Annotated in this window: 19 protein-coding genes; 8 read left to right on the plus strand and 11 right to left on the minus strand. The window is 43.0% G+C overall.

Annotated elements, in window-relative coordinates:
• The 7 genes from ACRBG0_RS13070 to ACRBG0_RS13100 are packed head-to-tail and all read right to left on the minus strand — an operon-like array spanning position 1 to position 5,843.
• On the minus strand, positions 1–1,911 hold the full coding sequence (locus tag ACRBG0_RS13070; protein WP_431487318.1) for a RecQ family ATP-dependent DNA helicase: 1,911 nt from the start codon (positions 1,909–1,911) through the stop codon (positions 1–3).
• 3 nt (positions 1,912–1,914) lie between these two features.
• Positions 1,915–2,601: a hypothetical protein gene (locus ACRBG0_RS13075; protein WP_431487319.1), complete on the minus strand. Its 687-nt coding sequence runs from the start codon at positions 2,599–2,601 to the stop codon at positions 1,915–1,917.
• A 15-nt stretch (positions 2,602–2,616) separates the two neighbouring features.
• Positions 2,617–3,387 carry an FkbM family methyltransferase gene (locus ACRBG0_RS13080; protein WP_431487320.1) on the minus strand — a complete coding sequence of 257 codons (771 nt, stop codon included), beginning with the start codon at positions 3,385–3,387 and terminating at the stop codon, positions 2,617–2,619.
• Between the two features lie 9 nt (positions 3,388–3,396).
• Complete coding sequence (locus ACRBG0_RS13085) at positions 3,397–3,870, minus strand: hypothetical protein (protein WP_431487321.1); 474 nt, start codon at positions 3,868–3,870, stop codon at positions 3,397–3,399.
• Entirely contained in the window at positions 3,863–4,798 is a 936-nt protein-coding gene (locus tag ACRBG0_RS13090; protein ID WP_431487322.1) for a DUF4340 domain-containing protein, read from the minus strand. The genes ACRBG0_RS13085 and ACRBG0_RS13090 overlap by 8 nt, the downstream gene beginning before the upstream one ends.
• A complete protein-coding gene (rdgB, locus tag ACRBG0_RS13095; protein ID WP_431487323.1) occupies positions 4,791–5,381 on the minus strand; it encodes an RdgB/HAM1 family non-canonical purine NTP pyrophosphatase in 591 nt (196 codons plus the stop codon). The genes ACRBG0_RS13090 and rdgB overlap by 8 nt, the downstream gene beginning before the upstream one ends.
• A 6-nt stretch (positions 5,382–5,387) precedes the next feature.
• The gene (locus ACRBG0_RS13100) at positions 5,388–5,843 is read right to left on the minus strand and encodes a hypothetical protein (RefSeq protein ID WP_431487324.1); all 456 of its coding nucleotides are present in this window, start codon (positions 5,841–5,843) and stop codon (positions 5,388–5,390) included.
• Positions 5,844–5,951: 108 nt separating this feature from the next.
• Here ACRBG0_RS13100 and ACRBG0_RS13105 point away from each other — a divergent pair, with 108 nt between their 5' ends.
• The 5 genes from ACRBG0_RS13105 to ACRBG0_RS13125 all read left to right on the plus strand — a co-directional run bounded on the left by ACRBG0_RS13105 (position 5,952) and on the right by ACRBG0_RS13125 (position 10,259).
• Positions 5,952–7,028, plus strand: a complete 1,077-nt coding sequence (locus ACRBG0_RS13105; RefSeq protein ID WP_020539614.1) for a branched-chain amino acid aminotransferase — start codon at positions 5,952–5,954, stop codon at positions 7,026–7,028.
• 123 nt (positions 7,029–7,151) lie between these two features.
• Positions 7,152–7,844, plus strand: a complete 693-nt coding sequence (locus tag ACRBG0_RS13110; protein WP_431487325.1) for a cell division ATP-binding protein FtsE — start codon at positions 7,152–7,154, stop codon at positions 7,842–7,844.
• Between the two features lie 15 nt (positions 7,845–7,859).
• Complete coding sequence (locus ACRBG0_RS13115) at positions 7,860–8,456, plus strand: hypothetical protein (protein WP_431487326.1); 597 nt, start codon at positions 7,860–7,862, stop codon at positions 8,454–8,456.
• Between the two features lie 63 nt (positions 8,457–8,519).
• On the plus strand, positions 8,520–9,278 hold the full coding sequence (gene tpiA, locus ACRBG0_RS13120) for a triose-phosphate isomerase (RefSeq protein ID WP_431487327.1): 759 nt from the start codon (positions 8,520–8,522) through the stop codon (positions 9,276–9,278).
• 141 nt (positions 9,279–9,419) lie between these two features.
• The gene (locus ACRBG0_RS13125) at positions 9,420–10,259 is read left to right on the plus strand and encodes a S24 family peptidase (protein WP_431487328.1); all 840 of its coding nucleotides are present in this window, start codon (positions 9,420–9,422) and stop codon (positions 10,257–10,259) included.
• On the opposite strand, the gene ACRBG0_RS13130 is transcribed toward ACRBG0_RS13125, so the two are convergent.
• Positions 10,256–10,627: a CoA-binding protein gene (locus tag ACRBG0_RS13130; RefSeq protein WP_431487329.1), complete on the minus strand. Its 372-nt coding sequence runs from the start codon at positions 10,625–10,627 to the stop codon at positions 10,256–10,258. The two genes, ACRBG0_RS13125 and ACRBG0_RS13130, sit on opposite strands and share 4 nt — an antisense overlap.
• A 344-nt stretch (positions 10,628–10,971) precedes the next feature.
• Between ACRBG0_RS13130 and ACRBG0_RS13135 the strand changes: the two genes are divergently transcribed.
• Positions 10,972–13,188 (plus strand): GEVED domain-containing protein, encoded by a 2,217-nt coding sequence (locus tag ACRBG0_RS13135; protein WP_431487330.1) that lies wholly within the window; start codon positions 10,972–10,974, stop codon positions 13,186–13,188.
• A gap of 92 nt (positions 13,189–13,280) precedes the next feature.
• Here the strand turns inward: ACRBG0_RS13135 and ACRBG0_RS13140 are convergent, their stop codons facing one another.
• On the minus strand, positions 13,281–13,451 hold the full coding sequence (locus tag ACRBG0_RS13140) for a DUF6435 family protein (protein ID WP_431487331.1): 171 nt from the start codon (positions 13,449–13,451) through the stop codon (positions 13,281–13,283).
• A 61-nt stretch (positions 13,452–13,512) separates the two neighbouring features.
• On the opposite strand from ACRBG0_RS13140, the gene ACRBG0_RS13145 reads away from it, so the two are divergent.
• A complete protein-coding gene (locus ACRBG0_RS13145) occupies positions 13,513–14,280 on the plus strand; it encodes a DUF481 domain-containing protein (protein WP_431487332.1) in 768 nt (255 codons plus the stop codon).
• A 1-nt stretch (position 14,281) separates the two neighbouring features.
• Here the strand turns inward: ACRBG0_RS13145 and ACRBG0_RS13150 are convergent, their stop codons facing one another.
• Positions 14,282–15,241 carry an ADP-ribosylglycohydrolase family protein gene (locus ACRBG0_RS13150; RefSeq protein WP_431487333.1) on the minus strand — a complete coding sequence of 320 codons (960 nt, stop codon included), beginning with the start codon at positions 15,239–15,241 and terminating at the stop codon, positions 14,282–14,284.
• A gap of 4 nt (positions 15,242–15,245) precedes the next feature.
• Positions 15,246–15,923 carry an HAD family hydrolase gene (locus tag ACRBG0_RS13155; protein ID WP_431487334.1) on the minus strand — a complete coding sequence of 226 codons (678 nt, stop codon included), beginning with the start codon at positions 15,921–15,923 and terminating at the stop codon, positions 15,246–15,248.
• Positions 15,924–16,002: 79 nt separating this feature from the next.
• On the opposite strand from ACRBG0_RS13155, the gene ACRBG0_RS13160 reads away from it, so the two are divergent.
• Positions 16,003–16,560, plus strand: a complete 558-nt coding sequence (locus ACRBG0_RS13160) for a dihydrofolate reductase family protein (RefSeq protein WP_431487335.1) — start codon at positions 16,003–16,005, stop codon at positions 16,558–16,560.
• Positions 16,561–16,562 lie beyond the last annotated feature (2 nt).

Raw genomic sequence — 16,562 nt, forward strand, 5'->3', positions numbered from 1 at the left:
TTAGCGACTTCGCCAAATAAGCGTTCCTTCCTGGTTTTTCTCAACAAATCCTTCGTCCATAAGGTAGCTCAAGCTAGTAAGTACATCCTCTTCACGTACATTCGCGAAGCGATCGACCAGTTCATCCAAGGATATACTCTCTTGAGCGAGTAAGTCTTCAATACGTTTAGCTAGTTGTTGATGTTCGCTGATAGATAACCCTTCTTTTTTTCGCGACAAGCAAACATCACATTGTCCACATGGCTGACTGCCCTTTTCGCCAAAGTAGCGAACCAGTTGCTGCGACCTACAGATATCTCTTTCTGCATAACGAATAGCGGCTTTGACTCTCGTGAGGTGCCGTTCTTTGCGAATGCGATAAGCTGGCAAGTCTATTGAAAGGTGTTCAGCAGCCACGCGGTCACGTAACAATGTGATTTGGGGACTGTCCTTTGCTGGGCGATAACGCACGATACCAGCAGTATGCATCCTTTGTAAACCTTGGCGCAATTGACTGGTGCTGATTTTTAGAAACTTGGCAAGCTGTGGTTCTTTGAGCTTTACCGGATGGTTGAAAGCCCCTTGATAGGTGCGCAAAATGATTTTCAAAATACGATCTAGCTTCTTGTGCTTCAACTGGTAATCGTACAAAACATCTTTGTTAACGATGACTTGTAAATAAGCAGGCACATACACCGCATCGCTTACCATTAGCCAACTGTTTTGTTCCAACACTTTTAGACAATGATGGACAACGACTGCATCAAGCTGATACGTTTGTGCGAATTGCGCAAGGTCAAAATCATAACTCCGGCCAATTCCGGCACCTGTAGCCAATTGAAGATAGCTACCCAGAGCGCGATAAACCCTGCGAATCTCCTCAAGAGGAGGGAAGGAAAGTTCATAATTCCGTAGAAGACGGTCTTTGTCATCGCGGCTATAAAGGAGGACGGCGTATGCTTTCTCACCGTCGCGACCACCACGGCCAGCCTCTTGAAAATAAGCTTCAAGGCTATCTGGAATGTCAATATGAACAACAGAGCGCACATCGGCTTTATCAATTCCCATCCCAAAAGCATTAGTAGACACCATTACCCGAATCCGTCCATCAATCCAGGCCTCCTGTCGAGTAGAACGCTCTTCCATTTCCAAGCCTGCATGGTAATAGCTCGCCGCAATTTTTCTTCGCACCAACTCTACGGCGATCTCTTTGCAACGTCTTCTGCTTCGAACATATACAACGGAGCTACCTTTTACATTTTCTAAGATGTTCACGAGTTGTGCAATCTTGCCTTCTGCTTGTCGTACGACATAGGCAAGATTCTCTCTTACAAAACTCTTCTGAAAGACTTCTTTGTCTTTTCTGAAAAGCAATTTTTCTTGAATATCAGTGGCAACTTCAGGTGTTGCGGTAGCGGTAAGCGCAATAATGGGCACATCGGGAACAAGTTCTCTAACCGCCGCAATTTCCAGATACGCAGGGCGGAAATCATAGCCCCACTGGCTGATACAGTGAGCTTCATCAACGGCAATCATCCGCAGGGGCATCTTGGGCAAACGTTCTTTGATGATATCAGACTGCAAACGTTCAGGAGAAAGGTATAAAAGTTGGAGGTGGCCGTAAACCGCATTGTCGACAATTCGGTCAATATCAGCATGGGTAAGTCCTGAATATATGGCCTCGGCCTTGATTCCTCTTTGCTGGAGTTGCTGCACCTGATCTTTCATCAGTGCAATCAATGGAGAAACAACCAGACATACACCTTCGCTTGCCAAAGCTGGCACCTGAAAACAAATGGATTTTCCGCCGCCGGTAGGTAAAAGTGCCAAGGTGTCTTTGCCCTTCAAAATAGCATCAACGATCTCGGCCTGTAGTGGCCTGAACTCTGGGTATCCCCAGTAATGCTGCAATATTTTGAGCGGATCTTTCAAAAATTAAAATTGATAACCAAGCGCTAGAATCATAGGTACAGATAAAGTAAGATGCCAAGGTTCTCTAGCACCGTATTGCCAGAAAAGGGAGCCATTGGTGTCAAAGATCGCTCCTTCGGGAACTTCTTCATAATTGCGATTATTTAGGCGCAAGCCCACACCTAAGCCCAAATCCAGCTGCCAGTGTTCTCCAAATATAGCGCAAAAGCCCCGAATGTAATTTAAGGAGAAACTATGCTGTACAATACCATAAGGGATTCTTTGTGTGAAGCCATTGAAGCCACCACGTATAAAATCCCCCTCTACTCGAGCATTCAATAACCGATAATCAAAAGCAAATTCGTGGTAGTGCCGCTGCCGGATAATCCCTGGGTTGTTGTGATATTTCCGGCGTGCTGTACGCAACCTAAATCCACCAAGGTCTTGAAGTGATTCCTGATCGGGATAGTTGTAATCAAAGAAAACACCTACTTCGTGTCGCAAATAGATATTTCCCCGGGTACGATGCTCATAACTTAAGTGTGGCCCTGGAGTCAGTGGGTCAAATAGATGTCCAAGAGAGAGGCGAATTACCCGGTCGGCTCCTTGTTCCTCATAAAGAGGCTGACCGAAACTGGTTACAGAAAAAGCACTGCTGATAGTGAATATCAAACCCCAGATGCGCAGATTTATACAAACCAGATTTCTCATCAGATAACTTCGGTGTTATTTTGTTCTAAAAAACAGGCCATCCATTGTATTAACGCGGCCAGTAGGCAAATCGACGCCTTCTACATGGAAACTAAAAGGCTGAAACCCTTCTTTTTCCACAAAATGAAGGGTTTCGTAAAACCCCAATTGAGCATGCTGGTAAATTTTATAGATAGGAATTTCTATTTTCAATCCCTTTGCTTTAGCCATTACTTTAGGAGCGCCACTAATTACCTGCTGTTCATAACCCTGGGTATCAATCTTCAAAAGAATAGTTGATTGTTCCCAATCCGGAGCATATTTTTCAATTACGCTATCCAATTGATGAATTGGCAATAACTCTTTTTTGACAATCGCAGATTTAGTATTATGCGCAGAATAGCTGTCCTCAATAGGGAGGACCGAACTGAATTTAGTATCGTCCGTTATATGGAATTCTATTTCGCCGTCCTTTTCACCAATGGCCATCCTTTCGGCGACTGTCCACTGTGGGTAGGCTGCGGATCTGGCGCTAATTTCCCTATGGGCATCGGGTACCGGCTCGAAGGAGATGGTACGTCCACGGTAACCAAAATCGTAGAGCGACTCGGCAAACTGTCCAGTATTGGCACCAATGTCTATGACCAGATCAATTCCTTGATCCTTTAGCAACATTGCAACCCGCTTTGGTTCACTTGCCGAAGCAGTAAATCGTTTAATCTTAATATGCAAGCCGGTCAATTTCCCTAATTGTCGTTTGCTGCGCTCCAGCCACTTCGACTCTAAAATGCTTTGCAGTAAATTCATTTATCCAGCTTATTCTTTTTTGGTTATCTCTTTGATCCTGCCCATGATCTCTCCAATGGGGAAGTACTCCTCTGAGATGGCATGAACTTTACCTCCCTCTTGCTCTATGACCAGGTAGTTGATGGTTGTGGTAGCACCTTGTGCCTGGAAAACGGAAGCGCTCTTGTCCTGTTTAACATAAATTTTCCTGATTTCAGTATAGGGGATTTCAGTAGCTCCAAATTGTATTCCTTCTTGATAAATCTCCACCTTTCCTTGTTTCCGGAGGCTCCAGCCACTAAAAAAAGCAGTACCTACCGCCATCAGTCCAACAAAAAAGGCCAACATCGCAATGATACTATTACTTGTATATGCGCGACCTACGGCTGGCTTTTTTAGTAAAAAATAGGCAGTACCAAATCCAGCGAAGGCAAGGATAATACCCAACCATAAATAGAATTGGTCATCTGAAGTAGGAGTGTATTTATAAAGTATTTCAGTCATGATTGTTGATCCATTTTTTCCAGGGTTGAATAAGTTGGGCATGCAGGCCGGCGCTATCACTGCTGATCCAGGTACTCCGAAATTGCTGAGAGTGAAGTAAGTAGGGCGACTTCCTAGTCGTGTCTCGATAACAATCTAAAACCAATGAATCATTACCCTGATAAACCGTAAGTTGCCAAAACCTCAGCGAATCAATACTCAACTCATTAATGTCATCGGCAAATTCATCGCCCTTTAGATCATTTAATGCTTGGAGGTAATTCACCCACAATAAGCTGTCACCTGTCACCTGACCATTCACAAGCATTTGATTTTGATCCGTGTGGATCGCTTTTAAGGCATTTGCACCAGAGACAAAATAGAGGCTGTCTGCCTTTCCTTTGCCGCTGAGTAGTTGGTTGTGGCGAAAGGCTGATAATTCTCCACTAAACATACTCAAAGCCAAACCATTAATTGTAAAAACCTCTTTTTGCTCTTCCAAGCGCGTATAAGCTTGTACTTCTTTGTCTTCTTTGGAGTACGCATAACGACCGATCCTTACGCAGCTTTTTGCTTCTTCTTCAAAATGCAAGCACAGCAATATGCCTTGTTTAGGACCTAGACCGAAGTCTTCCCAATCGCTTTGCTGTTGGCTTATAAGCGCCGACGTTCTGATATCGCGCAACCGTCTCAGTAAGTCTTCTACTGCTTCTGTTGATGCTGCTTCATTCACATTCTGTTGGCTTAGTAGCCATCGGTTTTCGTAGCGAATGATACTAAATGGAGGGCTTTCCTCTTTGTGGATATCAATCTTCACAACGTCTTTGGGCAGGAAATCCATCAATACAGAATGAAAACGATTACTGCGTTGTTGCTGAAAGTACTGACTTCCACCATATACGACTACAGCTAAGGCAAAAAGAAGAACCCATAGTCGATTTTTAGCCATGGTCCGCTTGTTTTTCCAAAAAAGCCTGCAATTTGGCAATCGCCCGCCCACGATGGCTGATCGCATTTTTCTCAGCCTTGCTCATCTGGGCAAACGTTCGACTTTGGCCTTCTGGCATAAATACAGGGTCATAACCAAAACCATCTTCTCCCTGTAGTTCTGTACTTATTTCTCCTTCTACGATTCCCTCGAAAAGATATTCTTTTCCTTTTAGCAAAAGCGCTATAACCGTACGAAACCGTGCCTTCCGATTAGGGAATGGCGCCAATTCTCGGAGTAGTTTTTGCATGTTTGAATGAGGGTCACGTTCAGGGCCAGCATACCTGGCAGTAATAACGCCAGGTGCACCATCCAGTGCTTCTACTTCCAAACCTGTATCTTCGGAGAAACAATCTTGATGATAGTGCTGTAGGAGATGGCGTGCTTTTTCCAGGGCATTACCTTCGAGCGTAGGGCTCGTCTCCGGCAATTCCTCCTGGCAGCCTACTTCTTCCAGGCTTAGAAATTGATAATTGCTGCCCAGTAATTGCTGGACTTCTCTAATTTTGTTTGGATTGTTAGTGGCAAAGACAATAGTTTCCATGAATGCTTACAGATATTTAGCTTTGAGAGCCTGCCAGAGTAAACCGGCTTTTTCGTTTTTATTTTGTTCCCGCTCTTTGCGGATGGTACTCAATGCATGAGCGCGCAGCAAAGATAAGTCACCAAGCCGAGTAAAAGAATAAGGTGGGAGCTCTGCTCTAATACCTAGTTGAGCAAGAGGGGTGCCGAAAATATACACAGTGGTAATAGCGTGATCCCTGCATATAGAACTCAAAGGCCAATGCTCTCCAGGTGGACATCCCAATAGGAAAACATGATCCGCTACAGGGCTGAGTTTAACAGCTTTAAGGATGTTTTCGAGAAAGGTTCGGTCTTCAGTTGCCAGTTCAGAATGGTTGTAAATAATTAAAATTCCACTCTTTCCATTACCCTGCCATTGCAAAGGGGCTTTTCCGGGTTCTGAGAAACGAAATAATCGAAAATCAAAATAATTACTACTCAAAATAAAAAATATGTTTTTGGTTTTATTTTAGAACAATGTTTTAAACAAGGTTGTTTTGCTTGTGTAATTTAGAATAATCCAGTATTTTTGTAAAAAATAATTTGTCTAATGAAGCATAACATCCAAGTCACTAAGGTACAGGAAAGCAAGGTAGCAGAAGTAGATTTTGCTAATATTCCTTTTGGACGGGTTTTTTCTGATCATATGTTTGTTGCGGATTACCGCGACGGCGAATGGCATGATTACCGTATTATTCCTTTTGGAAACTTTTCAATGCATCCGGCTTCGATGGCGCTCCATTACGGACAAGCTATTTTTGAAGGGATGAAAGCCTCAAAAGGAAAAAATGGTGAACCGTTATTGCTTCGCCCCGAAATGCATGCACAGCGCATCAACCGTTCTGCGCAACGCATGATGATGCCTGATTTCCCTGAAGATGTATTCGTTGAAGCACTCCACCGCCTAATCGACGTGGATGCTGCATGGATTCCGCCCCAAGAGGGCAGTGCCCTTTATGTACGCCCTTACATGTTTGCAACCGATGAGTTTATTGGTGTTAAACCATCAACGACATACAAATTTGTAATCTTCACAGGCCCCGTAGGTCCTTACTACGCTAAGCCCGTAAGTCTAAAAGTAGAACAACATTATGTACGTGCGGTACCAGGTGGTACGGGGGAAGCAAAAGCTGCCGGTAACTACGCTGGTAGTTTGTTGCCAGCACACCTTGCACAAGAGCAAGGTTTTGACCAAGTCGTTTGGATGGGTGGCCCAGAGATGAAACACATCCAGGAAGTAGGTACCATGAATATCTTCTTCGTTATTGACGGAAAGGTTGTCACGCCTGCCACTGACGGTGCTATTCTAAAAGGTATTACCCGTGATAGTTTCTTGAAGATTCTCGCAGAGAAAAACATTCCTTTTGAAGAGCGTCCATTAACCATTGACGAAGTGGTGGAGGCTTATAAAGCAGGCACCTTGCAGGAAGCCTTTGGTGCTGGTACTGCTGCCGTAGTTTCTCACGTTGCAGAGATTGCTTATGGCGATTTTCGTATGACTTTACCACCGGTAGAGGATCGTAAAATCGGTGTAATGCTGAAAGACTACATTGACGGACTTCGTTCTGGCCGTATTGCCGATACTCACAATTGGATAGTACCTGTAAAGCAGGTTACTGAAGTATAAATATCAGCCCTGCTGATAAAATAAGCATTAAAAATCGGGAAGGATGAAACCAAGGTTTTATCGTTCCCGATTTTTTTTATACCATTGTGAGTAATTTGATTCCCTTTACTTTAAGTTGTTATCATGTCCACCACAAATTTGGTAGTAGATTTACGGCAAATTAATATCCAACAGGGTACACAACTGGTATTGGAAGGAGTCAATCTGCGGATTTCCAAAGGAGAATTTGTTTACCTGATTGGTAAAACCGGAAGCGGCAAATCCAGCCTGTTAAAAACACTTTATGGGGCACTGCCACTGCAAGATGGATATGCCAAAGTAACCGACATTTCTCTGACAACGCTTGACCGGCATTCCATTCCGATTTTACGCCGGAAGCTGGGAATCGTTTTTCAAGATTTTAACCTCTTAACCGATAGAAGCATAAGAGACAATCTCGACTTTGTGCTACGGGCAACAGGCTGGTTGAAAGCAGAAGAACGAGACAACCGTATTCAGTTCATGCTTGAACAGGTTGGCCTCAATGGAATGGAGAATAAAATGCCATTCCAGCTTTCAGGAGGAGAACAACAAAGGGTTGCGATTGCAAGGGCGTTACTAAACGACCCTGAAGTGATTCTGGCAGATGAGCCTACAGGTAACCTAGACCCTGAAACCAGTGACGAGATATTGTTGCTCTTGCGGCAACTAGCCAACAAACACAACACCGCTGTATTGTTTGCTACCCACGATTATCGGATTCTGGAGAATTTCCCAGCCCGTATCGTGCGTTGTTTTCAGCAACGAGTGGTAAGTGATGAAGACATTATTGTTTAGAAATACATTAAGCTTATGTGGTTTAGATTAATCGCGATGCTCTTTTGCATTGTGTTTTTTATCAACGGCTGTAATAGTCTTATTTCTCAGTTTTTCGGGACGCATAAATTGAGAACCTTTACCATGGACGAAGCCCTGGAGAAAGGTATAGGAGATGCAGATTTTGTAGAGTTGACCGGAGCTTGGAAAAGCGGCGATTATATAGTGGTTCCTCCGCGTACCGGAGCAGATAAGGCAATACTTATATTTCCTTTGCTTAGTGAGAAACAAATGGCCGCCGCCGACGCAGGAGAAAAGGTGCAACCCCAGTTTATCGGTTGGACCAAAGAATTCTCTCTTGATTGTGATATAGAGAACACTTGTGCGCCACGTTTACATGGCAATGTACTAGGTGTAGTTAGAGAAATGCAGCGCCAGAAAAATAAAGCACATATGTTGGCGGCCAATAAATACGAATTATCTGAAACAGTAAACTATATTGAAGTAGGGCGCGAACCACTTGCCTGGTATTGGAATCTCCTGTTTGTGGCCGGAGGGATTGGCCTGGCTTTCTGGATTGAATCCCGAGCGAATAAAAAACGACAAATGGCAGGCACCGCAAAGAATTTGTAAGGAAGAAGGGATAATCGCTTTACTTAGTGTATTTTTGTCACTAACATTAAAAACAAGAAACAAATGAGTCACCGTAAAAATATAGTTGCTGGTAATTGGAAAATGAACAAGAACTACGAAGAAGGGCGTACGCTCGCCCGTGAGATCGTGGCGAAGCTCAAGCCTTCTGAAACCGTTGCCATTTTAGGTACCCCTTATATCCACTTGAAAGGAGTGTCTCATATTATTAGTGATATCAACAACCTCTATCTAGCCGCGCAAAACTGTCACCAAGAAGAGGGTGGGGCATATACAGGCGAGATATCAACAGGTATGCTACGTTCTGTAGGTTGTCAATATGTAATCCTTGGTCATAGTGAGCGTAGAGACTATTTTGAGGAAAGCAACCAGCTGATCAACGCCAAAGTCAAAAAGACATTAGCTGATGACATGCTACCTATTTTCTGCTGTGGCGAAAAACTGCCTGTTCGGGAAGCTGGTGATCACGAGACCTTGGTAGCTCAGCAAGTAAAAGAAGGCCTTTTTGACCTTAGTGCAGCTGATTTTTCTAAAGTGGTAATTGCTTACGAACCGGTATGGGCCATTGGTACTGGCGTAACGGCTTCTCCCGCTCAAGCTCAGGAAATGCACGCCTTTATCCGTTCTTTGATTGTAGAGCAATACGGGCAAGAAATCGCTGACGCAACATCCATCCTTTATGGCGGTAGTGTAAAGCCAGGTAACGCAAAGGAATTGTTCTCTCAGCCTGATGTCGATGGAGGCTTAGTAGGAGGGGCTTCTTTGAATGCAGCCGACTTTCTAGCAATAATTGATGCGATGTAAGCAAAAAAATGGCAATTCACTAATTATTACCTTTTTTGTTGCAGGTGCTTTGACAGAACTTGCTATATTTGTTTTATATATGACACTGGGCCAATGGTCCTCTCTTCGTCCTGATTCTTCAGGCGGGCTACAAATTCTCGAATGAGCAACATTGTTACACAACGTTTCATCAAATGCCATGACAAGCTGAAGTCGGATGGTACGGTGCGTTCAAGTAGGCAATTTGCACTTTCTGTAGACTACCTTCCTCAGAGTTTAAGCGAAATATTGAAAGGTCGGCGAGACGCCACTGTTTCGCTTATGGAGAAAACCATCGACAAGTACAAGGTCAATCCTGTCTACCTGTTTACCGGGGATGGTCCAATGTTTATGACAGAGGAAGAAAATCAGGATTTTAGAACTCTGACGATCGTTACTACCGTCAATGAGGATGAACGTATCGTCCACGTCCCTATCCCTGCTCAGGCTGGTTATGCTGCTGAGCACACCGACCCCAATTTCATACAGGACTTACCCAGCTATGTATTGCCCGATTATAAATACAAAGTAGGCACACATCGTTCTTTTGATGTCGCTGGAGATAGTATGGAACCAACCCTCTTCGAGGGGGATAAGGTGGTCTGTAGTTACTTAGAACCTACTTTGTGGGAAACAGGTGTCAAGAGCAACTATGTTTATGTCATTATTACTAGAGCTGATGTACTGGTGCAAAGGGTGAGTAACCTTGTGAAAGAGTCCCGCCAATTGGAGCTGATCTCTGATAATCTATACTATGAAAGGACCACAATCAAGCTCAATGACATCCGAGAAATATGGTATGTAAGAGCCCGGATTAGTCCGTTTCTTCCTTCTCCACAGAATATTAAAAATTTGGTCAGAGAGGAGGTCTTTGAACTTCGTAAAACGATGCAACAACAATCAAGATTGATAGAAAATCTTAATGCGACCATCACCCAGTTAGTAAATCAACGCAGAGACTAAATAGATGGTTTAGCATATTCTTCTGTCGCTAGCATAACCAAAGTACAGGCTATTTCTACCTCTATACCTTTCGCTTTCGCCATTTCCATTAATTCAATATTTTCCGTTCCAGGATTAAAAATAATCCGTTTGGGGTTTAACCCTAAAATGTAATCATAGTACGGTTCTTGCCGCTTTGGGTTTAAATAAAGAGTTACCGTATGTACTTTCTCCAGGAGAGGGGTGCCTTGCTGAAGGGGGATACCAGCCACTTCACCTTCCCGAATTCCTACCGCACTTACTGGGTATTCTTTCGCTACGAGGCGATGGATTGCTTGAAATGCTATTCGGCCAGGATTGGTAGTCGCGCCTAAGACAAGCGTATGCATATTTTTGATAGCGGTTATTTTTTTAATTAGGTAATAATCAAGTTTATGTAATTATGTGCTACATTAGTGAATCTTTATGTTTTCACAACTCTCCCAGTCAAACACTATAAGAAGCTACTCCGAATAAAGTATTTTTGTACTTCTGTATAGACTTCTGACGACACAAAATTCATTCCAGCACTACGGGTGTTGATGAAGCTTTTCTCCAGTTAACAACAAGCTTAAACTACTTTCCCTGTGCTCTGCATTGGGCAAGTACATCTATTTGGCCTCTTTTGGTAATTCACCATGGGTAAGGCGCCTGTATAGCAATTATCTCCCTTGTTAAATTAATACACAGTTTTATGCTTAAACATTTCCATTCCGTATTTAAGTTTTTGCTTTTTACTCTTTTTTTGTTTCCTGCACAATTCCTTACTGCCCAGGAGGAAGGATGTGGTACAGCTAACCCTACCCAGGAGCAAATAGAATACACGTTGAATCATGTTGCGAATATTGCGCCAAACAGGAACTCAGGTACCACCGGCATTCCTATTCAGGTTCATATTGTCCAAGATGGAGGAAGTGGAGGGCCTAGCCTGGAAGATCTTGCCAAAGCACTGAGTAAACTGAATTTATTCTATGCTAGTGCTGGTATTGAATTCTTCTACAAAGATTTTCCAAGCTATGTAAACGATACAGATTTATACAATTTTAATGGCGAGGATGATGACATAGGAGGCAATGATACAGAGGCAGATCTTGTTGCTCTATTTACGACTGCTATAGATGCTGTTAATGTCTATTTCGTAAATAGCCTACGGCTCTCCGGTGGTTTTGATGCCTGTGGATATGCTTATTTTCCTTGGAATGCTGCTTATTCCAATCGCTCCGTAATGGATACCGATTGTCTTTTGAATGGTGCAAATGGTACTTTCGTCCATGAATTTGGGCATTACTTTAATCTATATCATACGCACCAGGATACAGAATATGGCCCTGGTGACCCCGATGCGGAAAATGTTCCCCGAACAGGCCCAAATGCCAACTGTGACACCAACGGTGATTTGCTCTGCGATACAGATGCAGACCCTAGATACGATAGTGGAAATTTCAACTTTGGAAGCTGCTCAGTTCCAACAGACGAAATGGATGAAAACGGAGACGTTTATACGCCTCCAATTGATAACGTTATGTCTTACTATCCAGATGCCTGCGGCGGCATATTCACGCCTGACCAATATACACGCATAGCTCAGGGGCTCTCTACCCGGCAAGGGCATTCAGCCTATTCTTTAACAGCAAGCCCTCAGAGCGTAAATGTACCGACGGGATTAATAGGGGTTATAGATGAAGTAAATGGAGAAATAGACATAAGCTGGACAGATGCTGCTGGTAATGAAATGGGCTATGTTATAGAACGGTCGACTACTTCTTCAAATAGTGGGTTTGTAGCGCTTGAGAATATGGGCCTAGGTCCCAATGCTGTCAGTTGGTCTGACCCTAATATTGAAGCTTTTACCACTTATTGGTATCGGATAAAACCAACAAATGGCGATAAAGACACTTATAGCAGTGTACTAGAAGTTGAAGTTGATCTAATCTACTGTGGGGTAGGGGCAACTACTTGCGATGAATTCATATCAAGAGTAGAAATCGGTACTATTGATAACTCTTCAGCTTGTACTGACGGTGGTTACCATAACTATACAGCTAGTTCAACGACGGTAGAAATAGGCACTGATTACCCAGTTACTATTACAAATGGATTAGCAGCATATCCTAATGATGAATGTGGCATTTTCGCTGATTGGAACCAAGATGGTGATTTTGATGATGCTAATGAAAACATTACGGTCATTGGTAATCCTGGAGTCGGTCCATATACTGCGACCATTACACCGCCTGTTGGCGCTGAATTAGGGGACACCCGATTTCGTGTACGTATTACGTGGAACACAAGCGCGACATCTTGCGGTACCGATTCATACGGAGAAAGTGAGGATTATACGCTAAACGTTGTTGCAGCACCTCTTCCTGTAGAATTTATCGATTTTACAGGAAGTGCTAAAGAAAAACATATAACACTAAATTGGATAACTGCTACGGAGCACAATAACAGCGGATTTATCATTGAGCGACTCGATGAAAAACAGAATCAATTTGTGAGTTTAGGAGAAATCCCTGGTGCTGGTACTTCTTTTATAGAGAAATCCTACAATTGGCTAGACCGGAGTCCTTTAGCGGGTATAAACTATTACCGTTTAAAGCAGCAGGATTATGATGGGCAATTCACCTATTCCAAAACAGTAGCACTAAACTGGGAAGGGGATGAGTTCTTACAATTGTTTCCCAATCCGGTGGCTCATAGCCTCAATGTCCGAGTGAATTTTGAGTTATCGAAGGAGAGCAAAGCCTTTATTACCAATAGCCTGGGCCAAGTGCAGGAAATAACCATCTATCCAGGCGCATCTGCTTTTCAAGCTAGCTTAGACTTATCGAGTTTACCCTCAGGGGTTTATTACTTGAATATAGAGAATCAAAATAGTGCTCCTCAGGGGCAATGGTTTACAAAACTCTAATAGCTGAGCTACCATTTTTCCTACTAGGCCTTGTTTTGGAGTACCCAAAGCAAGGCCTAAGTATTTCACTTGCATAAGCTATCAATTCCTGCTTATTTGTTTTTCAATTCCTCTAACTGTGCCAAGATTTTTTCGGACTCCTCGATTTTTCGAGCGTACGCTTTTAGGTCGCCTGATCGTTGTACATGCATGGCTTCTTCCATGAGTTGTTGATACTCTTTTTCGAGTTTTTTCACAGGGTCTTTTTTGAATAATCCAAACATCTTTCTTGATTATCTTTGATGCTGCATTGAAACACCACTATCCTAAATTTGTTGTTTTATTATGAGATTAACAGTAAAATTATTACTACTTGGATATTCACTATTCTCTTATATTAATGCAAGCGGACAAATCGTCAACATAGAAGATAAACGGGCTCAGTTAGACACTGTCGGTTGGTTTTGGCAACTGGATTTTGGGGGCAAGCTTACAGAGAATACCAAATCTGTACTAGCCCTGAATGGAGCCGTAAGAATAGATCAGATCAAAGAAAATTCACAATGGCTTTTTCTATCCAATTACAATCTGGTAAAAGCCAATGAAGATCGGTTCGTAAATGATGGATTTGGCCACCTTCGCTTTGGACAAAATATAAATCAGCGATGGAGTTGGGAGACATTTGGCCAACTACAGTACAATCGTCGTCTTTTGATTGATTTTCGTGGACTTGTAGGGACAGGACCACGGTTGCAGATTCGGGAAAGTGAGCAATGGGAATTGGCGGTAGGTTTGTTGTATATGTACGAGTACAACGAACTGGAAGAAGGAGCGATTACAAGAGAAGACAGTCGCTTGAGTAGCTATTTAAGTGCTAGAATTAAAGTAGGAGAACATGCTAACCTAGCTAGTACTTCTTATTATCAACCACTGGTATCTCAACTTGGGGAAAGCCGTCTTTCTTCTGTAAATACACTATCTATTGACCTTAATGAACACATTGCCTTTGGAAGTAGCTTTAGCATCACCTATGATGGGCTACTAACTCAGCTGTTACCTGGCATTCCAGCTACGAATTACACTTGGAATAATACCTTACGCTTGAGATTTTAATTTAATCTAGATACTCAGTTACTAACTGATCACATAACGCTGATATTTCCTCATACTTTACCAAAATTTCCTTCCAATGGAGAGGTATATCTGAAAATCCGTATAAAGCCCCTGCCCAAGCCCCCACAATGGCAGCCGTTGTATCGGTATCTTCTCCCAAATTGATGGCAGCTAAAATCGTAGCAGGATAGTCCTTATTCCGTAGCAATGACCAAAGACTTGCCTCTAGACTGTGCAGAACATAGCCATCCGAAGCAATAGCTTCTTCTGGTAATTCAGCAATTGCTCCACTAAGAATACGATCAAAAAGCTGTTGTTCTCCGTAAGCAACTTCTTTCTGCTTGAGGAATGCTACAAACTCAAGATTGGTAACAGTGTAAGCTTCTTCTTTTGTTTTTTTGTTCACAATTTGGTGAAAGAAACGCAAATAGTAGAAACAGCATAAAGCAGACCGAATATGGCCATGTGTGAGTGCTGATACCTTCCATATGCGATCAAACTGTTCTTCCAGCGTAAGCTTATGAATTGCAAAATAGAGGGGAAGGATTCTCATCAAAGCCCCATTTCCATTAGTATATTCGTCAGCCTCCCAGTGCAACTCTTCGAGCGACTCCAAATCACCGCTAACCAGGATTTCTGATAATATTCCGATTGCGCGATGGGTGGTCATGCCAATATCAAAAATACTACCGTGCGGTGTCCATATTTCAGCATTGCGCCAAGCCACAAATTTACGGGCCATATCGGCTAAATCATACCCACCGACCAAGCTATCAGCGAGGCAAAACGTGAGCGACGAATCATCTGACCACGTTCCCGGAGGTTGGTTGTATGTACCATAGCCACGGATGTCAGTGACAGGGTCGGTAGCTAGTTTGCTGCGATCTTCAAATTCGACGGGTACGCCCAAGGCATCTGCAACAGCAAGTCCTATAATGGCACTATGAATAATTGATGACATAGATTTAGGTGGGTTTAATTTCTTCTTCGGTAAGTTCTAGTATCCTTTTCATTCCTTCCTGTGGTGTCGCAAACCATTCCTGGGCAGCCGTCATTTTTTCTTTGGGCTGAGAACTACAGAGACCTAACACATACATACCTGCTGCGGTTCCTGCTTCTGATCCAGCAGGAGAGTCTTCTAAAACAAGGCATTCACTAGGAGGAACACCTAGCTGTGCAGCGGCCAAGAGATATATTTCAGGGTCAGGTTTTAATTGCTTAACATCAGAAGAGGTCACGACGGTTTTCATAAAGCGATTAATCGGCGTAGATCGAAAAACATACTCCGTATCCTGCTTTGAGCTGTTGGTAGCGATAGCTATTGGCAGCCTGTCCGATAATTCTTTGAGTATAGTTTCTATTCCCGAAAAAGCTTGGTTTTCTTTGACAACTAATTCATAAAACAAGGCTTCTTTTTCCAGTTGTAGCACTCGCCGATTAATTGTAAGTTGATGCTCATCAATCACTCCTTGGGCAAGAAAGCGATCTGCTGTGCCGATCCATTGTTCAAACCAATATTCATCATAATGAAAGCCACGCTTGGCGAGTACCTTTAACCAAGCTTCACAATGAACACTTTCGGTCTGTACCAGGGTGCCATCAAGATCAAAAATAACAGCAGAGATGGGGTTAGGAATTTTCATGACGCGAAGGTAGGTGATCGCTGGAAAAAGGAGTAGATTTGGCGAGTCTACTTTGAGTTAATTTTTAATTAATTATAAAATGAGAAAACTAAAGCTCCAAGTCCAAATAACCATCGATGGTTATATCGCGGGCCTAAATGGCGAAATGGATTGGATGACCTTCCCCTGGACGGACGACATTGGTGAATACGTGAAGAGTATCACTGCACCAGTAGATACAATTCTATTAGGACGAAAACTGGCTCAAGGGTTTATCCCTCACTGGGCAGGCGTGGCGGCTGATGCTTCTAATCCGGAAGTAGAAGCGGGTAAGAAATTCACAAATACACCAAAAGTGGTTTTCACCAAAACGCTCAAGGCCGTAGCGTGGCCGAATACAGCGTTAGCGGGGAGAGATTTAGTAGAGGAAGTAAATGCCCTGAAAAGCATGGAAGGAGAAGACCTGATAGCCTATGGTGGCGGAAAATTTGTATCCAACCTTATTTCAGAAAACCTTATTGATGAATACCACCTGTTTGTTAATCCTGCCGCCCTTGGCACAGGAATGAAAATTTTCAAACAGCGCACTCAACTAAAACATATCAAAAGCCAATCTTTTGATTGTGGGATCGTGGTTTTGGTATATGAAAAGGCTTAGTG

This window comes from Lewinella sp. (assembly GCF_050633125.1).
Taxonomy (GTDB): Bacteria; Bacteroidota; Bacteroidia; order Chitinophagales; family Saprospiraceae; genus Lewinella.